Origin of the sequence: Burkholderia paludis (assembly GCF_000732615.1) — a bacterium.
GTDB classification, from domain to species: Bacteria; Pseudomonadota; Gammaproteobacteria; order Burkholderiales; family Burkholderiaceae; genus Burkholderia; species Burkholderia paludis.
The window spans coordinates 94,647-114,868 of record NZ_JPGL01000006.1 but is presented as its reverse complement, the minus strand read 5'-3'; the positions used below and the strand labels follow the sequence as shown (position 1 = coordinate 114,868).

The following is a 20,222-nucleotide window of genomic DNA, read 5'->3' as shown; positions in this document are numbered from 1 at the left end:
CGACCGTAGAATCGTTGGCGTCGCCCCGCCGGCGCGCACACCGCGTCGCCCGCTCCCGGCATGACGCATGCGTGCCGCGCGTGCATCGACCGGTTCGACGCGCCCCTCCAAACACACAACACCGAAAGCGACCGCGGGAATGTCGGCGTTCACGCCAGGCTCGAAGCCAGTTTTCCAGCATAGCGGCGTGTGGCCGCGAGTCGCCTTTTTCGTCGCCGTAATCGTTTGCGTGCTCCTGCCGGCGGTCGCAATCGCCCTTTCCGACAGCTATGCGCGCAATACCGTCACCCGGCACGAACGCATGGTCGCGAACGACATCGTCATGTCGGTGGACCGCATCCTGGACGGCGCGCGCCTGCAGCATACGGACGAGCTGACCGCGCTCGTCGGGCGGCCCTGCGCGGAGGTATTCCGGACGCTCGCCGAGATAGGCACGCGCCTGCGCTACCTGCGCGCGGTGGCGCTCGTGCACGATGGCCGCGTCATGTGCTCGTCGGCGCTCGGCGCGATCGACGTGCCGCTCGACGCGTACACGCGCGAACCGGAGCCCGGCTCGACGCGCGTCACGCTGCTGCGCCAGACGCCGTTCCAGCACGACATCCCGGTGCTGCCCGTGTTCTACGCCACCGCGCCCGGCGCGGGCGTGCTCTACCTGATCGAGGGCGACTATGTGACCGACGCGCTCGCGCACGGCGCCCGCTCCGGTACGGAGACCGCGACGCTGTCGATCGCGGGTTCGGGGCGCCTCGACCAGTACGGGAAGTTCACGCCCGAGTCGGCCGCGGGCCCGGCCGGCGGCACCGCGCTCGCGTCGTCCCGCTGGCCGTTCACGGTGTCGGTCGCCGCGTCGCCGCACTATGCGTCGCAGGTCCGGAGCCACGACCGGCTGGTCGGCATGACGATCGTGCTGCTGGCGGACGCCCTCGTGATGGCCGCGTACCTGCTGGCGATCGCGCCGCGCCGGCTGCTGCTGAAGGCCGTCCGCAACGCGCTCAGGCGCGACGAACTCCATGTCGTGTACCAGCCGATCGTCGACGTCGGGACGCGCAGGATCGTCGGCGTCGAGGCGCTGCTGCGCTGGCAGCATCCGAAGTGGGGGGCCGTCAGCCCCGCCGTGTTCATCCCGCAGGTGGAATCGAGCGCGGTGCTGCCGAAGGTCACCGAATTCGTGCTGCGCACGGCCGTCGCGGAGCTGGCCGCGCTGACGCCGTCCGCGCCGTTGCGCATCGCGGTGAACATCGCGCCGAAGGATCTCGAGCGCATGCGGTTCGTGTCGGTCGTCGAGGAGGCGATCCGCGCGCTGCCGCCGGGCTTCACGCTGGTGCTCGAAGTCACCGAGCGCATCCTGCTGGAGAAGAACGCGCGGACCACCGAGGTCTTTCATGCGCTGAGGGCGAAAGGCGCGAAGTTCGCGATCGACGATTTCGGCACGCATCACAGCAATCTCGACACGCTGTCGCGCTTTCCGTTCGACTACGTGAAGATCGATCGCCAGTTCGTGTCGCAACTGAACGGCGGCAGCGCGGGGCTGATCGAGGGGATCGCCGCCGTCGCGCATCACTACGACCTGTCGATCATCGCGGAAGGTGTCGAGACCGAAGCGCAGCATCACGCGCTGCACGCGGTCGGGATTCCGTATGCGCAGGGCTACCTGTACCAGCGGCCGCAGCGCCCCGAACATCTGAAGCGCGAGTTCTTGCAGGGGGCGGTGTAGGGGCGGCACCGGCGCCTGCGGCCGGCGCGTAACGCGCCGACACCGCGGGGGCCGCCGCCCCGTTCATGCGACACGGCGCCGTCTCCGCGCCCGCGGCTTTCCGCGCGACGGCGCGCGTCAGGCCGTCCCGGCGGTTTCCCGGCGCGCAACGCCGTAAAACACACGGAACCACAACCAGTAAGCCACGGCGATTCCGACGGGAACCATCCACGGCAACGTCCCGGTGACCAGGTTGACGATCCCGAACACGCTGCCCAGCAGGCTCAGCATCTCGTAAGCCAGCAGCAGCACCGTTGCCATCGCCGCGAGCGACGCCCCCAGCAGACGCCAGACATGCAGCCGCTCGAGACCGCGAGGCAGGCCGAACAGCGCACCCGCGAAAGCCACCGCGACGGGAACGGCCACCGTTACGGCGTAGTTCAACGCGGCGAGCCCGGGATTGCCGTCGAAGGAGTCGAGCAGCACCGGCACCGCCTGGGTCACCAGGATCAGCATGACGCTGGCAAACAGCCAGGCGGCGACGCCGGCAATGCGCGGCCGCGCATTGCCGCGCGTCACCGTGGGTAGCGCATCGTTGCGGAACAGGTGCGCGACGAACGCCCATCCCAGCCAGGCCACGAGCGCAAAAAGGGCGGCGCTCAGCGGAACGGCGAGCGTCACGATCTGCGTCAGGGTGAAGGGGCCGCCGCGCAACGATCGCACGACCGTCTGGAACATCAGCATCTGCGCGACCTGCCCGATCGCCAGGCACAACGCGAAAGCCGCCAGCGGCCATGCAGGGCGGCGGAACGCCAGCCGATCCCGACGCTCGCCGTGCCATCGGACGATCAGGTACACGAGGCCGGTTCGAAACACCAGGCTCCCGAAGAAGCCGGACAGTTGCATCGCCAGCACGTTGACGGGCAGCGGCGACATCGTCGACCGCACGTACAGGCCGTACAGAAACGGTGCCGTGGTGAAGACGGCCGCGATGAGCGCGGCGATACCGGGTAACGAAATGGGCCGGGCAGGTGAATTCATGTGGATTCCGGGGTCGATGAGGTCGCAAGCCGACGGTGTGGCGTCCGGGTTCCGGGCAAATCGGCCGATCGCGCCGTCCCGCGCCGGGGAGCGGCGGCCGGGCATGGCGCCGAATGCGCCGATCGCGCCGCATCGGGACGCGCGCTCGCGCGACGTGCTCGCGGCGTTGCCGCGCCGGCGCGATCGATGCGAGACTACGCGAACGTCCGGCGGGGAATTGGAACAGGGTTGCCAGGCGGAGCATCGCACCCGGGAAACCGCGCGGGCCCTGCCGTCGTCACCCCGGTCATGCGATACGCATCCATCGTGCTTTTCTCTCAGTGTCGTGTTGTTCTCGATCGGCGATTCTACGAATGACGATTCCGTTACGTCAATCGGGCGGAATTCAAATCGTTGCAACGCGCGACGGGCCATTCATTCTCATGTACGCCTCGGCCATCGCGCGCCACCATCGCCAGACGACCAACGGAGCGCCCGCCATGCCCACCGCCCTGCTGCTCCGCACGACCCGCTCGCACCTGTACCCCGGCAGCATCGTGACGCTCGACCATGACGCGCCGCGCACCGCGAAACCGCACGCCGTCGTGATCGAATTCGCCGACGGCTCGGGCGCCGCCGCGACGCTCGTACGCATCGACGCCAATGCGCTGGAACTCGCCGTCGACGCGTACGTGACGCACAAGCGGCACCCGGTCGCCGCGCGGCGCTGGCTGCTCGAGCCGTCCGGTACGACGCACACCGCGTGGCGCGTCGCACGGAAGCTCCCCGTCGCCTGAATCCGCGCCGCGCCGGCTTCCCGCGCTGCACGCGACGGCGCGGAATCGACGGCAATACTCCCGCCCCGTGCAACCGCCGCCTGCACCCTCGGCAGGACGCCCGCACCCGCCACCCGCCCACCCATCGCGCACGGCGAGGCGGCCGTCGATCGCGCCGATGCGGCACAGCCCGCCGCCAGGCGCTAAAATCCGCCGCCTGGGCATCCACGACGAGCAAGCGTTTTGACGGCGTTCGAGCAGGGCTTCATCCTCACCCGCCACTGGCGGGACACCGCATCCGGCATCGAGATCGAGTTCTGGCTGGCAACCGAACACGGTCCGCGCCGCGTGCGGTTGCGCCCGCAGGAAGCCGTCGCGTTCATCCCGGCCGAGCAGCAGGCGCTCGCCGAACGCGTGCTGACCGGCGAGCACGATGCCGAATTGCGCCCGCTCACGCTGCGCGACTTCCGGCAGCGCCCGGTCGTCGGCCTCTACTGCCGCCGCTACCGCCACCTGTCCGCGCTGCAGAAACGGCTGACGCAAGCGGGCGTCGACGTCTACGAAGCCGACGTGCAGCCGCCCGACCGCTATGCGATGGAGCGCTTCATTACCGCGTGCGTCCGGTTTCGCGGGCAGCCGGGCCGCGACGGCACGCTGACCGGCGCCGAGCTGAAAGCCGCGACCGGCTACCGCCCGGCGCTGCGCTGCGTGTCGCTCGACATCGAAACCAGCGTGCACGGCGAGCTGTACTCGATCGCGCTCGAAGGGTGCGGCCAGCGGCAGGTCTACATGCTCGGCCCGCCGAACGGCGGCGGCGACGGCGACGACGCGGCCGCCGTCGACTTCCGCCTCGACTACTGCGACAGCCGGCCCGCGATGCTCGCGCGGCTCAACGACTGGTTCGACGAACACGATCCCGACGCGGTGATCGGCTGGAATCTCGTGCAGTTCGACCTGCGCATCCTGCACGCGCACGCGGAGCAATACGGCGTGCCGCTGAAGCTCGGGCGCGGCGGCGCCGTGCTCGACTGGCGCGCGCACGGCCAGCAGCCCGACCACTTCTTCGCGGGCGCGGCCGGCCGGCTGATCCTCGACGGCATCGACATGCTGAAATCCGCGACGTGGACGTTCCCGTCGTTCAGCCTCGAATACGTGTCGCAGTCGCTGCTCGGCGAAGGCAAGTCGATCGACAACCCGTATCAGCGGATGGACGAGATCCAGCGCCGCTTCGATCACGACAAGCCGGCGCTCGCGCGCTACAACCTGAAGGACTGCGAGCTCGTCACGCGCATCTTCGACAAGGCCGACCTGCTGTCCTTCGCGCTCGAACGCGCGAGCGTGACGGGCCTCGCGGCCGATCGCACCGGCGGATCGGTCGCGGCCTTCACGCACCTGTACCTGCCGCGCATGCACCGGCTCGGCTATGTCGCGCCGAACCTCGGCGACGTGACGGGCCAGAACAGCCCCGGCGGCTTCGTGATGGATTCGCGCCCCGGGCTGTACGATTCGGTGCTCGTGTTCGATTACAAGAGCCTCTATCCGTCGATCATCCGCACGTTCCTGATCGACCCGGTCGGGCTGATCGAAGGGCTCGCGCATCCCGGCGACGACGCATCGGTGCCCGGCTTTCTCGGCGCCCGCTTCTCGCGTACCGCGCACTGCCTGCCCGATATCGTGCGCGGGGTATGGGAAGGCCGCGACGACGCGAAGCGTCAGCGCAACGCGCCGCTGTCGCAGGCGCTGAAGATCATCATGAACTCGTTCTACGGCGTGCTCGGCTCGACCGGCTGCCGCTTCTTCGATCCGCGCCTCGCGTCGTCGATCACGATGCGCGGGCACGAGATCATGCATCGCACGCGCGAGCTGATCGAGGCGCAGGGCTACGAAGTGATCTACGGCGATACCGATTCGACGTTCGTGTGGCTCGGCCGCGCGCACGACGACGACGAAGCAGGACGCAAGGGCCGCGCGCTCGTCGAGCACGTGAACCGGTGGTGGCAGTCGCACCTGCGCGAGCACTTCGGGCTCGACAGCGCGCTGGAGCTGCAATACGAGCGGCACTACCGCCGCTTCCTGATGCCGACCGTGCGCGGCGCGGAGGAAGGCAGCAAGAAGCGCTACGCGGGGCTCGCGGCGGCCGCCGGCGGCGGCGAGGATCTCGTCTTCAAGGGGCTCGAGACGGTGCGCACCGACTGGACGCCGCTCGCGCAGCAGTTCCAGCGCGAGCTGTATCGGCGCGTGTTCCTGCGCGAGCCGTACCAGGACTTCGTTCGCGACTACGTGCGGCGCACGCTCGCCGGCGAATTCGACGACCAGCTCGTGTACCGCAAGCGCGTGCGCCGGCCGCTGCGCGAGTACGAGCGCAACGTGCCGCCGCATGTGCGCGCGGCCCGGATCGCCGACGAATTCAATCAGGCGCAGGGCCGGCCGCTGCAGTACCAGCGCGGCGGCTGGATCAGCTACGTGATGACGACGGCCGGCCCCGAGCCGCTCGAAACGATGCGCTCGCCGATCGACTATGCGTTCTACCTGAGCCGCCAGCTCCAGCCGGTCGCCGATGCGATCCTGCCGTTCCTCAAGGACGATTTCGAACGCGTGATCTCCGGGCAGGGGCAACTGTTCCTGGAATAAGCGCGCATCCGGCTAAAATACCGGCCTGCTGCGCCCCCTGCCGCAGCCGAAGGAAAGCCATCATGACCGCACGTCGCGGAACAGCGGTCGCCATCGCGCCCGGCCACGAGACAGCCAGCCTGTCGAAAGCCCAGAAAACGTTCAACACGCTCGTCAAGCAGATCGAAAAGCGGCGCGAACGTCTCGTCGCGTGGGACGCCATCACGCCCGCCTTCCAGAAAAAATTCGTCGACGGGCTGCTGCCGCTCGAACAGGCGTCGACCGCGCTGCGCATCGAGCTGCTTCAGCGGCTCGACGATGCGTTCCTGCAGAAAGGCCTGAGCAAGGCCGAGCAACGCACGCTGTCCGGGCTGATCGCAGGCATGGCGCGCAACCTGCTGGAAATCAGCGACGACGCACGGCTGAAAGCCATCCACGACCGGTACGGCGCGGACGACGACGGCAGCGATACCGATCCCGAGGCGGCACGGCCGGAACCCGAGCCGACGCCCGGAGCCGAACCGCCGGTCGATCTCGACACACTGTCGCCCGACGCGCTCCTCGAACGCATGCAGGCCGAGCAGGACGAACAGTTCCGTCGCGACATGGCCGCGCACGAGGCCCGCGAGGCCCGGCGCGCGAAGCGCAGGAAAGCGCCGAAGCCGTCGGCCGCGCAGGTCAGACGCGAAGCCGAGCAGGCCGCATCGAGCAAGTCGATCCGCGACGTCTATCGCAAGCTCGCCAGCGCGCTGCACCCCGATCGTGAAACCGATCCGCGGGAGCAGGAACGCAAGACGGTGCTGATGCAGCGGGTCAACCACGCGTATGCGAAGGGCAACCTGCTGCAACTGCTCGAACTGCAACTGGAGATCGAGCAGATCGACCGGCGCACGATCGACGGCCTGAGCGAAGAGCGGCTGACGCACTACAACGGCATCCTGGAGGAACAGCTTCGCGAGCTGGAGCAGGAGATCCTGCACGTCGAGGCCGATTTCCGGCGGACTTACGGCATCGCGCCGTCCGTCAGGATCGCGCCCGACACCGTCCTGCGCATGCTCGCACGCGACATGGCCGACATGCAGCGCAGCAACCACGACCTGACCGTCGCGCTGCGCGAGTTCGAGGATCCGGACAACGTCAGGGAATGGCTGAAGGCGATGAAGCGCCGGCCCGCATCGTCCCGCTTCGACGACGATCCGTTTTAAGCGCGGATGTACCCGCGCTGACGAAACGGCGGCGCACCGCGCCGCCGTCGTCCGTTCAGGCCTGCCGCCGCTCCGTCACGCCCGGTGCCCCGAGATCGGCCCCGCCTCGCCGGTCAGGTTGAGCACGCTGTCGATCCACGCGAGAAACGTCGAGAACGTGAAATCCGACCACTGCTGCGTGCGGAACGCCTTCATCACCGGCGTATCGGCCGGGTCCTGCTGGTTCAGCAGGTTGTCGACGAACGTGCCGATATCGCCGTCGATGCCGTTCTCGTGGATGCCCGAGCCGGTGAAGCTGACCGCCGTCACCTGGTGGTTGTCGATGAAGTCGTTGCGCGCCCACGGCATGAAGTAGCCGAAGTTCGGCAGCGGGTTCAGCGTCTGCTTCAGCCCGTCCAGCTCCTGCGCGAACATCGCGAGCGACAGCGAATCCTTGGTCGCGTCGTCGGGCGCCGCGATCACCGCCGGCACGAACGCGCGATAGTGATACGCGGCGATGATCTTGTCGCGCTGGTAGCTGGAGAAGCCGAAGCGGTCGTGCGGATACGTGGCCGACAGCGCCGCATACGCACTCCCCATGTTGCCCGGGTCGAACTGGCGGGTCAGCCGGCTGTTCACGGTGATCATCCCGTCGGGGCCCGTCATGCCCCACTCGGTGCGCGCCCGGTCGTACAGGCCGACCGACGGATGCGCGGCTGCGTCCGCATCGAACGGCGTGTTGAACACGGTGCCGGCATCGTCGAGCAGCGAGCTATGCGCCTGCGGCTGCAGCGTGTTGCGCAGCGTCGCATAGTTCGCGAGCGTGCCGTAGCCGCCCGCGCTCATCCCGTACACGAGCAGCCGGCTCGGCTTGCCGAAGCCGTGCGACACCAGCCACTGCGCAACCGCCTGGACGTTCTTCAGCCCGCTGAAGTGCTGGAGGCGCCAGTCGCCGGTGGGCGACGTGTAGTCGCGCACCGCGCTGCCCATGTGGATATCTCCGGTGCAATAGGGCACGAAAACCTGTGTCCACTGCTGCGTCTCGACCTTCGGCTCGCCGACGAGGATGTGCGCGAGATCCATGCGCGTGATCAGCGGCGACAGGAACGACGACAGCAGGCTCTCGCTCGCGGTGCCGTTCATGTAGTTGTGCGGAATGCCGTCCGGATTGAAGCCGCCGAGGCCGGCCTCCGCGCCGGTGGACGTCTGCGTGCAGGTGCCGTAGTCCCAGCACGCGCCGCCGGGCTCCATCATGTACAGCAGGTTGTCGGACTGCGCGCGGTTGACGTAGAAGCGCATCGGCGTGCCGTTGCCGCACGACGCGCCGCTGCTCTCCGGCAGCGTGACTTCGTACCACGAATAATATGGAATCGACGGGTCCGGCACCGTCGTATCGGCGGCATGGCCGTTCAGTGCCGCGCAACCGAGCAGCGTCGCGACGGCGACGCGCAGCAGGCATCGTGCTGATGACATTTCCCCTCCTGGTCGATGGACGTGACGCGTCCGCCGGGCATCGTCCCGGCGGCGCGGATGCGGCGCTCAGTGCGCGCCGGACGGTGAAGCGCCGTCGTACAGCTGGACGCGCAGCGCCTGCAGGCGCTGCGCGATGACGGTCTGTTGCTGATCGGGATCGGCAATGCTCGCCTGCACCTGGCGCACCACGTCGCGGCTCTGCTGCTCGTACGCGAGATAGCGCGGGTCCTGCGCGGGCGACGGGCCGACCGTCTGCTGCGCATACGCGTCCCATTGCGCGCGCATCGACCGGATCGCCGCGCCGCGCGTCGCCGGATCGGCTTCGGTATCGGTCAGCAAGGCCACGCTGAGCGCCTCGGCCTGCACGGGCACGATCTCGTTGCGCGCGACATGGTCGGGCAGCTCGTCGAGAATCCGGCGCGCGAGCGCGGTGCGTTCCGCCGGCGGCAGGCTGTTGCGGCCGTTGCCGTACGCGGCGACTTCGTCGCGAAAGCGCGCGAACGCGACGATGCGCTTCACTTCGGCATCCGCGTCGGGGCGCCCCGCGAGGCTGCGGCGCAGCGCGTCGACGTCGAGCCGCCGCTCCTCGGGGCCGGGCGTCGCGGCGCCGGTGCCGAACGTGTCCGCCGCATCGGTTTGCGCGCGCGCCGTCGCGTCGGGTACGGCGGAGGACGCCGCGTGCGCCGGCGTCGCCGATTCGTATCGCCAGACCGCGACCGCCACGCCGATCGCCGCGATCGCGCCTGTGCGCCGCCAGAGTGCCCTGTTCTTCTTCACGTCGCCTCCTCGTCACGTCATGCCGTTCTGCGCCGGTGCATCCGCGAGTAGGTTCTAGGTCGAATCCGGCAGGCAGTCAAAAGCGTCGCTAGAACGCAGGCACTAAACCTTCGCGCGTCGACCACGCCCGGCGCGACGTTTGAAACGCATGCGCGTGCCGCTCGCATGAACCCGCCAACGTGCGCGCCGCGCCCGCCCTGCGGCGCTTCGCGTCGCCACGCGCCGGGCGTATCGCAATGCCAAGCAAGCAGCGATCCAGCCGCGCGCCGCACGACGGCCGCCGATGCGCGCGGCCGCGACGGATGGCCGGATCGGACCCGTCGAACGACCCGCTCAGCGCTTGGTCGGCATTTTTGCGAGCCCTATGCTGATTTCCGACACGCGCCGAACGGTCGGCGCGACGCAGACCCCACCCAGCCGAGCCCGTTCCATGAGCCGTGCAGACATTCCCCATCGCGCACCCGCCGCCATCCACGACTATCCGACCTATCGCGACGCGCTCGCGGGCCGCCGGCTGCCGGCCGCCTTCGTCGATCTCGACTGTCTCGACGCCAACCTCGCCGACCTGAAGCGCCGCGCACGCGGCCTGCCGATCCGGCTCGCGACGAAGTCGGTGCGCTCGCGCGAGCTGATCGGCGCGGTGCTCGCCGCCGGCCCGTTCATGCAGGGGCTGCTGTGCTATTCGGCGGCCGAAGCCGCGTGGCTCGCTCACGGCGGATTCGACGACATCGTGGTCGCGTATCCAAGCGTCGAACCCGACGACCTGCGCGCGGTGGCCGCGCAACTCGGGCGCGGCCGCTCGATCACGCTGATGGTCGACGACGACGCGCAGGTCGACGCGATCGACCGCATCGCTCGCGAGGAACGCGTGACGATCCCGCTCGCGATCGACCTCGACATGTCGTCCGCGTATCCCGGCCTGTACTTCGGCATGTACCGCTCGCCGGTGCGCGATGTGGCCGGCGTGCTCGCGCTCGCGCACCGCATCGGCCAGCGGCAGCACGTGCGACTCGACGGGCTGATGGGCTACGAAGGCCAGATCGCGGGGGTCGCCGATACCGAACCGGGCGGCGGCGCGCGCAACGCGCTGGTGCGCCACCTGAAGCGGCGCTCCGCGCGCGAGATCAACGCGCGCCGTCACGCGGCGGTGCAGGCGCTCGCGGCGGCCGGCCACACGCTGCGCTTCGTGAACGGCGGCGGCACCGGCAGCTTCGAGAGCACGCTGGGCGACGCATCCGTCACCGAGCTCGCGGCCGGCTCCGGCCTGTACGCGCCGGCGCTGTTCGATCACTACGCGGCATTCCATGCGCAGCCGGCGGCCGGCTTCGCGCTGCCGGTCGTGCGGATTCCGCAGCCGGGCATCGTGACCTGCTCGGGCGGCGGCTACATCGCGTCCGGCCCGGCCGGCAAGAGCCGCCTGCCGCGCCCGTGGCTGCCGGCCGGCTGCGCGCTGATCGCCAACGAGGGCGCGGGCGAGGTGCAGACGCCCGTGCGCGTGCCGCCCGGCTTCGCGCCGCGAATCGGCGACCCGATCCTGTTCCGCCACGCGAAGGCCGGCGAGCTGTGCGAGCGCTTCAACACGCTGCTGCTGATTCGCGGCGGCCGCGTGATCGGCGAAGCGCCCACCTATCGCGGCGAAGGCAAGAGCTTCTTCTAGCGGGCCGCGCGGCCCGTCGTTCAACCCGTTCACACCATTCAAACGACACCCAGGGAGACAACGCCATGTGGCGCAACTGGTCGGGATATGTCAGCAGTCCGGATGCAACCGTAGCGACACCCGCGTCGCGCGCCGCGCTCGCGACCGTGCTGCGCGATGCGGCGGCGTCCGGCGCAACCGTGCGCGCGGCGGGCGCCGGTCATTCGTTCTCGCCGCTCGTGCAGACCGACGACGTGATCCTGTCGCTCGACGCGATGCAGGGCGTGATCGACATCGATCGCGACCGGCGCATCGCGCGCGTGCATGCCGGCACGCGGCTGTGGACGCTCGGCCCCGCGCTCGCCGCGCACGGCCTCGCGATGGAGAACCTCGGCGACATCAACGTGCAGTCGATCGCCGGCGCGACCAGCACCGGCACGCACGGCACCGGCATCACGCTCGGCAACCTGTCGACGCAGATCGACAGCCTGACCTTCATGTGCGCGGACGGCAGCGAGATCCGCGCGACGGCCGACACGCATCCCGACCTGTTCGCGGGCGGCCGGATCGGGCTCGGCGCGCTCGGCGTGCTGACCGAGATCGGCCTGCGCCTCGTGCCCGCGTTCAACCTGCGCCTCGAACGCGGCGGCATGCGGCTCGACGACTGCCTCGCGCAAGCGGATGCGCTGATCGCGAAGCACCGCTCGTTCGAGTTCTACTGGTTCCCGCACGCGGACACCGTGCTGACCAAGGCGTGGGACATGACGGACGAGCCGGCCGACGCCGTGCACTGGGCGAGCCGCGCGTCCGAGTCGTTCCTCGAGAACACGGTGTTCGGCGCGCTGTGCGGGCTCGGCAAGCGCGTGCCGTCGCTGTGCCCGGCACTGAGCCGGCTGTGCGCATCGACGGTGTCGGCCGGCCGGCACGTGGACGCGAGCTACGCGATGCTGTCGACGGTGCGCCGCGTGCGCTTCAACGAAATGGAATGGTCGGTGCCGGCCGAGCGCGGCGCCGACGCGCTGCGCGAGATCCGTGCGTTCATCGCGCGCCGCAGCTTCCCGCTGATGTTCCCGATCGAATACCGCTGGGTGCGCGGCGACGACATCTGGCTGAGCCCCGACTACGGGCGCGACAGCGTGCGCATCTCCGCGCACCAGTATCGCGGGATGCCGTTCGACGCTTACTTCGCGGGCGTGCAGGCGATCTGCCGCAATCACGGCGGCCGGCCGCACTGGGGGAAGGTGCATGCGATGAAGGCCGCCGAGCTCGCGGCGTGCTACCCGCACTGGGACGATTTCCTCGCGCTGCGCGAGCGCATGGACCCGCACGGCCGCTTCCTGACGCCGTACCTGCGCGCGCTGTTCGGCGTCCGGCAAGGCGGGCGCACGGCCGCCGTCGCACCCGCGACACGCGGGACACACCCGATGCACGAAACGGCCGGCATCGCGCAAGATCGTCCGCGATCCAACCAGGAGGCTTCATGAGCACCGCCACCCTGCACATGGCCGCCCAGTCGCGCCCCGATCCGTCGACCGGCGCGGTCGTGCGCCTCGCGCTCGCGTTCGCCGCGGCCACCAACGGCCTGATCCTGTCGCCGTTCCTCGTCGCGGCGGTGATGACGCGCTTCGGCCTCGACGAAGGCACGGCGACCGCGCTCGTCAGCGCCGAGATCCTCGGCATCGCGATCAGTTGCGCGCTGCTGTCGCACCGGATCGCGCGCGCCGCCGGGCCGTTCACGCTGGCCGGGCTGTTCGGCACGATCGCCGGACAGGCGCTCAGCGCGCTCGCGCCCGGCGTCGCGTCCGCGGCAACCGCGCGCGGGCTGACCGGGCTGTTCGAAGGCATGCTGTTCGTCGTGGTCGCGTCCGGCGTGTCGCAGCGCGCGTCGACCGACCGCCTGTGGGGGCAAATCAACCTGCTCGCGGGCGGCGTCAACGGCGGCATCCTCGTGCTGATCTCCGCCATGCCGGCCGCGTGGCTCGGGCGCTGGGTGTTCGCGTTGCTGGCGGCCGTCGTCGCCGTGCTGGCGCCCGCGATCCGCGGCATCGGCGCATTCGCGAGCGCGCAAGCGCCGGCGCGTGCGCGCGGCCATGCGCTGCCGTGGCGGCCGGTCGTCGCGATCTGGATCGTGACCGCGCTCGTGTACGGCGTGCAGGCGTCGCAGTGGGCCATCGCCGGCTTCGTCGGCGAGCGCGCCGGGCTGTCGCCGACGACGATCGGCGTGCTGCTGTCGGTGTCGTCGCTGCTCGGCTTCGTCGGCGCGGCGATCCCGTCGCATCCGGCCAGCCACAAGCACCGCCTCGCGCTGATCTGGGCCGCGCAGCTCGCGATGATCGGGTCGATCGAATGGTTCTTCGGTGCGCGCGGCGGCACCGCGTACTTCCTGAGCCAGTTCGTGCTGAACGCCGCGTTCTTCGTGATCGTGCCGTTCCTCACCGGCATGCTCTCCGATGTCGATCCGGACGGCTCGCTCGTCGCGCGCACGCTCGTCGTCACGTTCTTCGCGGCCGGCATCGGCACCGCGCTGTCCGGCGCGCTGCTCGGCCGCTTCGGCGGCATGCACGTCGCGCACGTGCTGTGCGTGGCCGTGCTGGCCGCCGCGCCGTTCGTGCGGCTTGCGCTGCGCCGCGCCGCGCCCGGCGCCGTCGCCCGCGCGTCGTCCTGACCGCACCGCGCCATCGCGTGGCCGCGGCGCACCACGAGATTGGCCAGCGCGGCCTTGGCCCGCGTAAATTTGGCTTCCTACATTCGTTTCCGGCGGTGCAACGCCGCCTGTCCCCTGTTCCATGCAGAGATGCGGAGTCCAGAATGAATCGTCACGATAGCGTTCGCGCGGCGTGCTGCGCGATGATGGTCCTGGCCTGTACCGGCGCATACGCGCAAAGCAACGTGACGCTCTACGGCGTGATCGACGCGGGCATCCGCTACGAAACGCACGGGGTGTCCTATGGCGCGGACGGCACGCCCGTGTCGACGGGCCGCAAGATCTCGATGGCCGACGGCGGCGGGCTGACCGAAAGCTACTGGGGCCTCAAGGGCAACGAGGACCTGGGCGGCGGGCTGTCCGCGCAGTTCAACGTGGAAAGCCACTTCGGCCCGAACAGCGGCGCGATCGTGCCGGCCGGCTCGCCGAACTTCTTCCAGGTCGCGTACGTGGGGCTCACGTCGACGTCGCTCGGCCAGCTTTCGCTCGGGCGCCAGTACAACGTGCCGTTCGAGATGGTGTCGCTGACCTACGGCTCGAACCTGTGGGCCGGCCCGCAGGACCCGTACTTCAACCTGTTCAAGCCCGAGCAGACGATGCTCGCGGGCGCGCGCACCAGCAACATGATCCAGTACGGCGCGCAGCTCGGCAGCCTCTACCTGCTTGCGCAATACGCGCCGGGCGGCCACGCGGGCGGCGGCGTGCTCGGCAGCCAGCTCGGCGCGGCCGCCGCATACGCGCCGGACAAGGGGCCGTTCACGGTCGGCGCATCGTTCATGCGCAGCTGGGACGACGTCACGCACGGGAAATTCGACATCTACGCGGGCGGCGGCTCGGTGACGATCGGCAACGCAACCGTCAACGCCGGCTATATCGAGAACGCGCGCGACAACGACTTCACGTCGTTCGAGAACGGCCCGTTCAGCCCGACCGACCTGGCCGGGCTCGGCATCATCTCGCCCGCGCAGGTGGCCGACCCGACGACGCCCGGCGGATTCCGCCGCCGCAAGATGGCGCTCGCGGGGCTGACCTACCGCTTCACGACGGCGTTCACCGCGGCCGTCAACGCGTGGTGGACCCAGCAGTCCGGCTACACGGCGGATTTCGACGGCCGCGCGCGCCAGTTCCAGGTGATCGCCGGCTACAGCCTGTCGAAGCGCAGCATGCTCTATGCGGAAGTCGACTACGCGCTCTACCGCGGCGGGCTGGTCGGCGCGCAGCTCGTCGGCGTGAACGGGCAGGCGCCGAGCACGAGCACGACGCAGCTCGGCGCGACGGTCGGCCTGCGTCACTACTTCTGAAGCGGGGCCGCGTGGCATGTGGCCGATGACGGCCGGGGCGGCCCCCCGGCCGGGCGGGACGAGTACAATCCGTGGAAAAAAACACGGAGCGTTCATGGACGATACCGCCCGTTATACGACGGCGAATCTGCCGGTCCATTTACTGCGGTGCCTGGCGGAGACAAGCAAGGAACTGGGCATCGACCCCACCCGGCTGTGCCTGGGGCTCGGCTTCGACGTCGCCGACCTGTCGAATCCGTCGTGCCGGATTTCGCTGCGCCAGGCCGGCACGATGATCCGGCGCGCACTGGAGATGGCGCCGGGGCGCGCGCTCGGCCTCGAACTCGGCACGAGCGAGACGATCGCGTCGATCGGGCTGGTGGGCTACGCGATGCTGACGAGCCCCACGCTGAAGGATGCGATCACGGTCGGCCTCGAACTGCAGCGCCACACCGGGCCGCTGATGCGCTTCGACCTGGTGTCGGACGCGCGCACGCTGTCGATCCGCGCGACCAACGTGCTGCTCGAGCCGGACATCGAGGCGTTCCTCGTCGAGGAGGCGTTCGGCAGCTTCATGAAGATCGGGCGTTCGCTCGTCGGCCCCGCGTTCCAGCCGAAGGTGATCGACCTCGGCTACCCGCCGCCGCCGTACGCGGAACAGTACGCGCGCGTGTTCTCGTGCCCGGTGCGCTTCGAGCAGGAGCAGAACCTGCTGTCGTGCGACGCGTCGCTCGGCAGCCGCCCGATCGCGACGCACGATCCGCTGGCGCATCGGCAGGTGCTCGAATTCCTGCAGGACGCGCTGCCGCCCGAATCCGAAGGCACCGAGTTTCTCGAGTCGATCGAACGGATCATGCGGCGCGACCTGCGGCATACGCCATCGCTCGCCGCGATCGCCGCGCAGCTGTGCATGAGCGAGCGCACGCTCAGGCGGCGGCTCGCCGATCAGGGCGTGTCGTATCAGACGGTGATCGACACGATCCGCCGCAAGCGCGCGTTCACGCTGCTGAGCAACCCGCGGCTGTCGATCGAGGACGTCGCGCATGAAGTGGGGTTCAGCGACGCGCACAACTTCCGGCGCGCGTTCAAGCGCTGGACCGGGCACGGGCCGCGCGAGGGGCAGCGCGCGGCGCTGTGACGGCGCGCCGCGCGGGACGCCGCAGGGCGGCCGCTACGCGGCGTTCGCCAGCGAACGGTCGAGCGCGACGAGTGTCCGGTACAGCACGCGCGTGCCGTCGAGCAGCTGGCGCGGCTCGATCCACTCCTCCGGGCAATGGCTGCGCCCGCCCAGGCACGGAATGAAGATCATCCCGATCGGCCCCGTCGGCGCGACGTACACGGCGTCGTGCCCGGCGCCGCTCGGTAGCCGCATGCTCGGATAGCCGAGCTGCGCGGCCGCCTGCTCGACCGCATCCATCACGAGCGGCTGGCAGTCGGTCGGCCGCGCGCGGCTCACGTGTTCCGCGTGCGCGGAAAGCCGCAACGCATCGAGCCGCGCGGCCGCCCCGGCCAGCAGCGCCTCGGGAAAATCGTCGAGCACCGCGGCGCTGTCGCTGCGCACTTCGAGCATCAGCTCGACGCGCCCCGGCACCGCGTTCGGCACGTTCGGCGTCATCGCGATCCGCCCGATCGTCGCGACCACGTAGTGCGGGTTGCCCGACAGCGCCGAAGCGCGCGCATGCGCGGCCTCGATCAGGTGCGCGGCGCCGACGAGCGCATCGCGGCGGATGTCCATCGGCGTCGTGCCGGCGTGGTCGGGCTGGCCGGTCACGGTGATCAGCACGCGCCGGATGCCGACGATGTGGGTCACGACGCCGATCGGCAAGCCGCGCGTTTCCAGCACCGGCCCCTGCTCGATATGCAGCTCGACGAACGCGGCCGTGCTGCCCGGCGCGCGCAGCGGCTCGTGCAGCGCGTCCGGGTTGCCGCCGATGCGCCGAAGCGCGTCCGCGAGCGTTTCGCCCCCGGCGTTCGTCGCCCGCAGCATGCCCGCGTCGAGCACGCCCGACAGCGCGCGGCTGCCGACGCACGAGATGCCGTAGTCGCTCGGTTCCTCTGACAGGAAATCGATCACCTCCAGCGGATGGTCGAGCACGATTCCCTGCTCGTTCAGCGTATGCGCGACCTCGATGCCCGCGAGCACGCCGATGATCCCGTCGAAGCGGCCGCCGCCGACGACCGTGTCGCAGTGCGACCCCGTGACGAGCGGCTTCGTGCATCGCCCGCTGCCTTCGCGGCGGCCGATCAGGTTGCCGCCCGCATCCGTCGACACCGCGAGCCCGGCCTCCGCGAACTGCGCGGCGAGCCACGCGCGCGCTTCGACAAACAGCGGCGAGAACGCGCGACGCGTCCACGGCACGTCGGGCCGCGTCAGGCGCGCCAGTTGCTCGACGCGCGCGTTCAGGCGCTCGGCATTCAGCGGCGGAAAAGTCGTCGGATTCATGCGTGCTCCGTTTGGGTGGCGATCGAACGGCTGCCGTGCGGCTTCAGGAAGCGGCCCGACCCGGCCGGGTTGACGACGCGTGCGCCGTCGTAGACGAGCGCGCCGCGGCAATAGGTGGCGGCGACGCGCACCGAGAATTCCATGCCCTCGAACGCGCTCCACTGCACGGCCGACAGGCTGCGCGACGGATCGAACGCATAGCGCTCCGGCGTGAGGATCACGAAGTCCGCGTCGGCGCCGACGTCGAGCGAGCCCTTGCGGTCGTCGAGCAGGAAGTGCCGCGCCGGGTTCGTCGCCAGCAGCCCGGCCACGCGCGTGGGCGCGATGCCGTGCTGTTCGCAGCCGGTCCAGAACGCCGGCAGCAGCGTTTCGAGCCCCGGGCCGCCCGACGCATTGCGGAACACGTTCGGATCGCCCTTGCGTTCGAGCCCCCAGCTCACGTGATCCGACGACACGAACGTACACTCGCCGCGCGCGACGTGCGTCCACAGCAGCGCCTGCTCGGCGCGCGGCCGGATCGGCGGATAGTGCTTCGTCTTCGCGCCGAAGCGCTTCGTGTGCGTTTCGTGATCGAGCATCAGGTACTGCACGCATGTCTCGATGCTCGCGCGATGGCCGGCTTGCCGGAACATGTTGCACAGCTCGAAGCCGCGCGACGTCGACACGTGCACCGCGTGCGCGCGTGCGCCCGTCTCCGCTCCGATCTCGTAGATCAGCGCGGTCGCCAGGTTCTCGATCAGCGGCGGATGGGCGCGCAGGAACGCATCCCAGCCCGTGTCGCCGGCCTCGATCATCCGCGCGACGTTCTTGCGCGTCATCTCCTGCATCTGGTTGTGCACGCCGCACGCGAGGCCCGACGGCGCGATCAGGCGGAACGCGTCGTACAGCACGTCTTCCTCGACGCGCGGGAACCGGCCGGGCGTCGCCTCGAACGTCGAGAACTTGAACGCGCACACGCCGCCGTCGATCAGCCCCGCCGCCGCGTCGAGGCCGTGCTTCGCGTTGAGCGTGCCGTACAGCGCGACGTCGACGTGGCAGTCGCGTTCGGCCTCGGCGATCTTGCGGTCGAGCTGCGCGCGCGATGCGACCGGCTCCGGATCGTCGTAAGGCATGTCGACCATCACCGTCACGCCGCCCGCGGCAGCGGCGCGCGACGCGTGGCCGAGCCCCTCCTGGTTCGCCTGGCTCGCCGCATGCACCTGCCCGTCGACGACGCCCGGCAGCACCCACTGCCCGCGCGCGTCGATCGTGTCGCGCGCCGCCGGCGGCGCGCCCGTCCCGCGCGCGGCGATGCGCCCGCCCCGGATCGCGAGCCAGCCGTCGTCCACCACCTCGCGTGCGTCGACCAACCGGCCGCGCACCACCTGCTCGAATTCGCTCATGTCCGCCTCCTGCTTTTTTGATCACGAGCAGTTTAGGCAGCGCTCTGCCAGAATGTCTCTTGCCGATTTATCGTCCTCACATAACATGGAGTTAAGGCTGTGCGTCTGAACCTGCGCCAGATCGAGGTGTTTCGCGCCATCATGCTGACCGGCTCGATCAGCGGCGCGGCGAAACTGCTGCACGTGTCGCAGCCGGCCGTCTCGCGACTCATTTCGTATGCCGAACAGCGGCTCGGCCTCGCATTGTTCGAACGCATCAAGGGGCGGCTCTACCCGACGCCGGAAGCGCAGCGGCTGTTCGTCGAAGTCAATGCGGTGTACCAGGGCGTGCAACGCGTCAACGAAATCGCCGAGGACCTGATCGAGAACCGGATGGGCCACCTGCGCATCGCATGCAGCCCCAATCTCGGGCAATCGCTGCTGCCGCGCGCGATCGCGGCGTTCTACGAACGCTACCCCGACGTGCGGATCATCCTGCACACGATGATTCCGGGCGTGCTGCTGCAAGCGGTGCTCACGCAACAGGTCGAGCTCGGCATCGCGTTCCTGCAGGACACGCACCCGAACGTCGAAAGCCGGCGCCTCTACGAAAACCGGATGGTCGCGGCCGTGCCCGCGTCGCATCCGTTCGCGCGCCGCAAGACGCTCGCCGTGCGCGATCTCGCGAATCAGCCGCTGATCGGCTACGGCAGCGACATTCCGCTCGGGCAGCTGATGCGCCGCCTGTTCAGCGACGAGGACCTCGTGCCGCAGGTCAAGATCGAGGTGCAGCAGGCGCATGTCGCGTGCGCGCTCGCGCAGGCCGGCACCGGCATCGCGCTGATCGACGAGCTGACGGTCGCCGGGCCCGTGTGGCCGCAGATCGTCGTGAAGCCGATCGTGCCGACCATCGCCGCGCCGGTCAGCGTGCTGCACCCGGTGCTCGCGCCGCTGTCGCGCCTCGCGCACGCGTTCATCGACACGCTGCACGCGCTGCCTGCCGACGCGTGAATTGCGCCGCTGCAGCAGGCCGGACGCCTGGTGCGGCATGCATTTCGACGCCTCGTCGACGGCGGTGGACGACCCCGCCCCCGGCCCGCCGCCCGGGCGTCACCGGGATTACCCTAGACTTAACATCGCGTTATGAAGTCTCCATAAAATAGCAATAACGCTCAATATTCGGCGTCCCTAGAATCGTTTGGACAGTACCGCCAAGCAACGCCTTCCGGCCGGCGCGTACAGCCCTTTTTCCCTCTCAGGACAAA

General features: G+C 69.7%; 15 protein-coding genes. 10 read left to right on the top strand and 5 right to left on the bottom strand.

Annotated elements, in window-relative coordinates:
* Positions 1-67 precede the first annotated feature (67 nt).
* Positions 68-1,714: an EAL domain-containing protein gene (locus GQ56_RS0103215; protein WP_031397270.1), complete on the top strand. Its 1,647-nt coding sequence runs from the start codon at positions 68-70 to the stop codon at positions 1,712-1,714.
* 117 nt (positions 1,715-1,831) lie between these two features.
* Here GQ56_RS0103215 and GQ56_RS0103210 read toward each other — a convergent pair whose 3' ends face one another.
* A complete protein-coding gene (locus GQ56_RS0103210; protein ID WP_152601618.1) occupies positions 1,832-3,148 on the bottom strand; it encodes a hypothetical protein in 1,317 nt (438 codons plus the stop codon).
* A gap of 65 nt (positions 3,149-3,213) precedes the next feature.
* On the opposite strand from GQ56_RS0103210, the gene GQ56_RS0103205 reads away from it, so the two are divergent.
* From GQ56_RS0103205 to GQ56_RS0103195, 3 genes are all read left to right on the top strand, one after another.
* Positions 3,214-3,510, top strand: coding sequence for a hypothetical protein (locus GQ56_RS0103205; protein WP_031397268.1), 297 nt, complete (start codon positions 3,214-3,216; stop codon positions 3,508-3,510).
* 222 nt (positions 3,511-3,732) lie between these two features.
* The gene (locus GQ56_RS0103200; RefSeq protein WP_031397267.1) at positions 3,733-6,120 is read left to right on the top strand and encodes a DNA polymerase II; all 2,388 of its coding nucleotides are present in this window, start codon (positions 3,733-3,735) and stop codon (positions 6,118-6,120) included.
* A gap of 62 nt (positions 6,121-6,182) precedes the next feature.
* Entirely contained in the window at positions 6,183-7,304 is a 1,122-nt protein-coding gene (locus GQ56_RS0103195; RefSeq protein ID WP_031397266.1) for a J domain-containing protein, read from the top strand.
* A gap of 75 nt (positions 7,305-7,379) precedes the next feature.
* Here the strand turns inward: GQ56_RS0103195 and GQ56_RS0103190 are convergent, their stop codons facing one another.
* Together GQ56_RS0103190 and plcR are read right to left on the bottom strand one after the other, a co-directional pair.
* Entirely contained in the window at positions 7,380-8,756 is a 1,377-nt protein-coding gene (locus tag GQ56_RS0103190; RefSeq protein ID WP_031397265.1) for a pectin acetylesterase-family hydrolase, read from the bottom strand.
* Between the two features lie 66 nt (positions 8,757-8,822).
* The gene (plcR, locus tag GQ56_RS0103185; RefSeq protein ID WP_031397264.1) at positions 8,823-9,533 is read right to left on the bottom strand and encodes a phospholipase C accessory protein PlcR; all 711 of its coding nucleotides are present in this window, start codon (positions 9,531-9,533) and stop codon (positions 8,823-8,825) included.
* Between the two features lie 430 nt (positions 9,534-9,963).
* On the opposite strand from plcR, the gene GQ56_RS0103180 reads away from it, so the two are divergent.
* From GQ56_RS0103180 to GQ56_RS0103160, 5 genes are all read left to right on the top strand, one after another.
* Entirely contained in the window at positions 9,964-11,190 is a 1,227-nt protein-coding gene (locus tag GQ56_RS0103180; protein ID WP_031397263.1) for an amino acid deaminase/aldolase, read from the top strand.
* 65 nt (positions 11,191-11,255) lie between these two features.
* Positions 11,256-12,653, top strand: coding sequence for a D-arabinono-1,4-lactone oxidase (locus tag GQ56_RS0103175; protein ID WP_031397262.1), 1,398 nt, complete (start codon positions 11,256-11,258; stop codon positions 12,651-12,653).
* On the top strand, positions 12,650-13,834 hold the full coding sequence (locus GQ56_RS0103170; protein WP_031397261.1) for an MFS transporter: 1,185 nt from the start codon (positions 12,650-12,652) through the stop codon (positions 13,832-13,834). Before GQ56_RS0103175 ends, GQ56_RS0103170 begins: the two co-directional genes overlap by 4 nt.
* Before the next feature lie 143 nt (positions 13,835-13,977).
* Positions 13,978-15,174, top strand: coding sequence for a porin (locus GQ56_RS0103165; RefSeq protein WP_031397260.1), 1,197 nt, complete (start codon positions 13,978-13,980; stop codon positions 15,172-15,174).
* A 94-nt stretch (positions 15,175-15,268) separates the two neighbouring features.
* Positions 15,269-16,291, top strand: coding sequence for an AraC family transcriptional regulator (locus tag GQ56_RS0103160; RefSeq protein ID WP_031397259.1), 1,023 nt, complete (start codon positions 15,269-15,271; stop codon positions 16,289-16,291).
* A gap of 33 nt (positions 16,292-16,324) precedes the next feature.
* Here the strand turns inward: GQ56_RS0103160 and GQ56_RS0103155 are convergent, their stop codons facing one another.
* Together GQ56_RS0103155 and GQ56_RS0103150 are read right to left on the bottom strand one after the other, a co-directional pair.
* Entirely contained in the window at positions 16,325-17,596 is a 1,272-nt protein-coding gene (locus tag GQ56_RS0103155; protein ID WP_031397258.1) for a Zn-dependent hydrolase, read from the bottom strand.
* A complete protein-coding gene (locus GQ56_RS0103150) occupies positions 17,593-18,978 on the bottom strand; it encodes a dihydroorotase (protein ID WP_031397257.1) in 1,386 nt (461 codons plus the stop codon). The genes GQ56_RS0103155 and GQ56_RS0103150 overlap by 4 nt, the downstream gene beginning before the upstream one ends.
* Positions 18,979-19,077: 99 nt before the next feature.
* Here GQ56_RS0103150 and GQ56_RS0103145 point away from each other — a divergent pair, with 99 nt between their 5' ends.
* On the top strand, positions 19,078-19,968 hold the full coding sequence (locus tag GQ56_RS0103145) for a LysR family transcriptional regulator (protein ID WP_031397256.1): 891 nt from the start codon (positions 19,078-19,080) through the stop codon (positions 19,966-19,968).
* Positions 19,969-20,222: the final 254 nt, after the last annotated feature.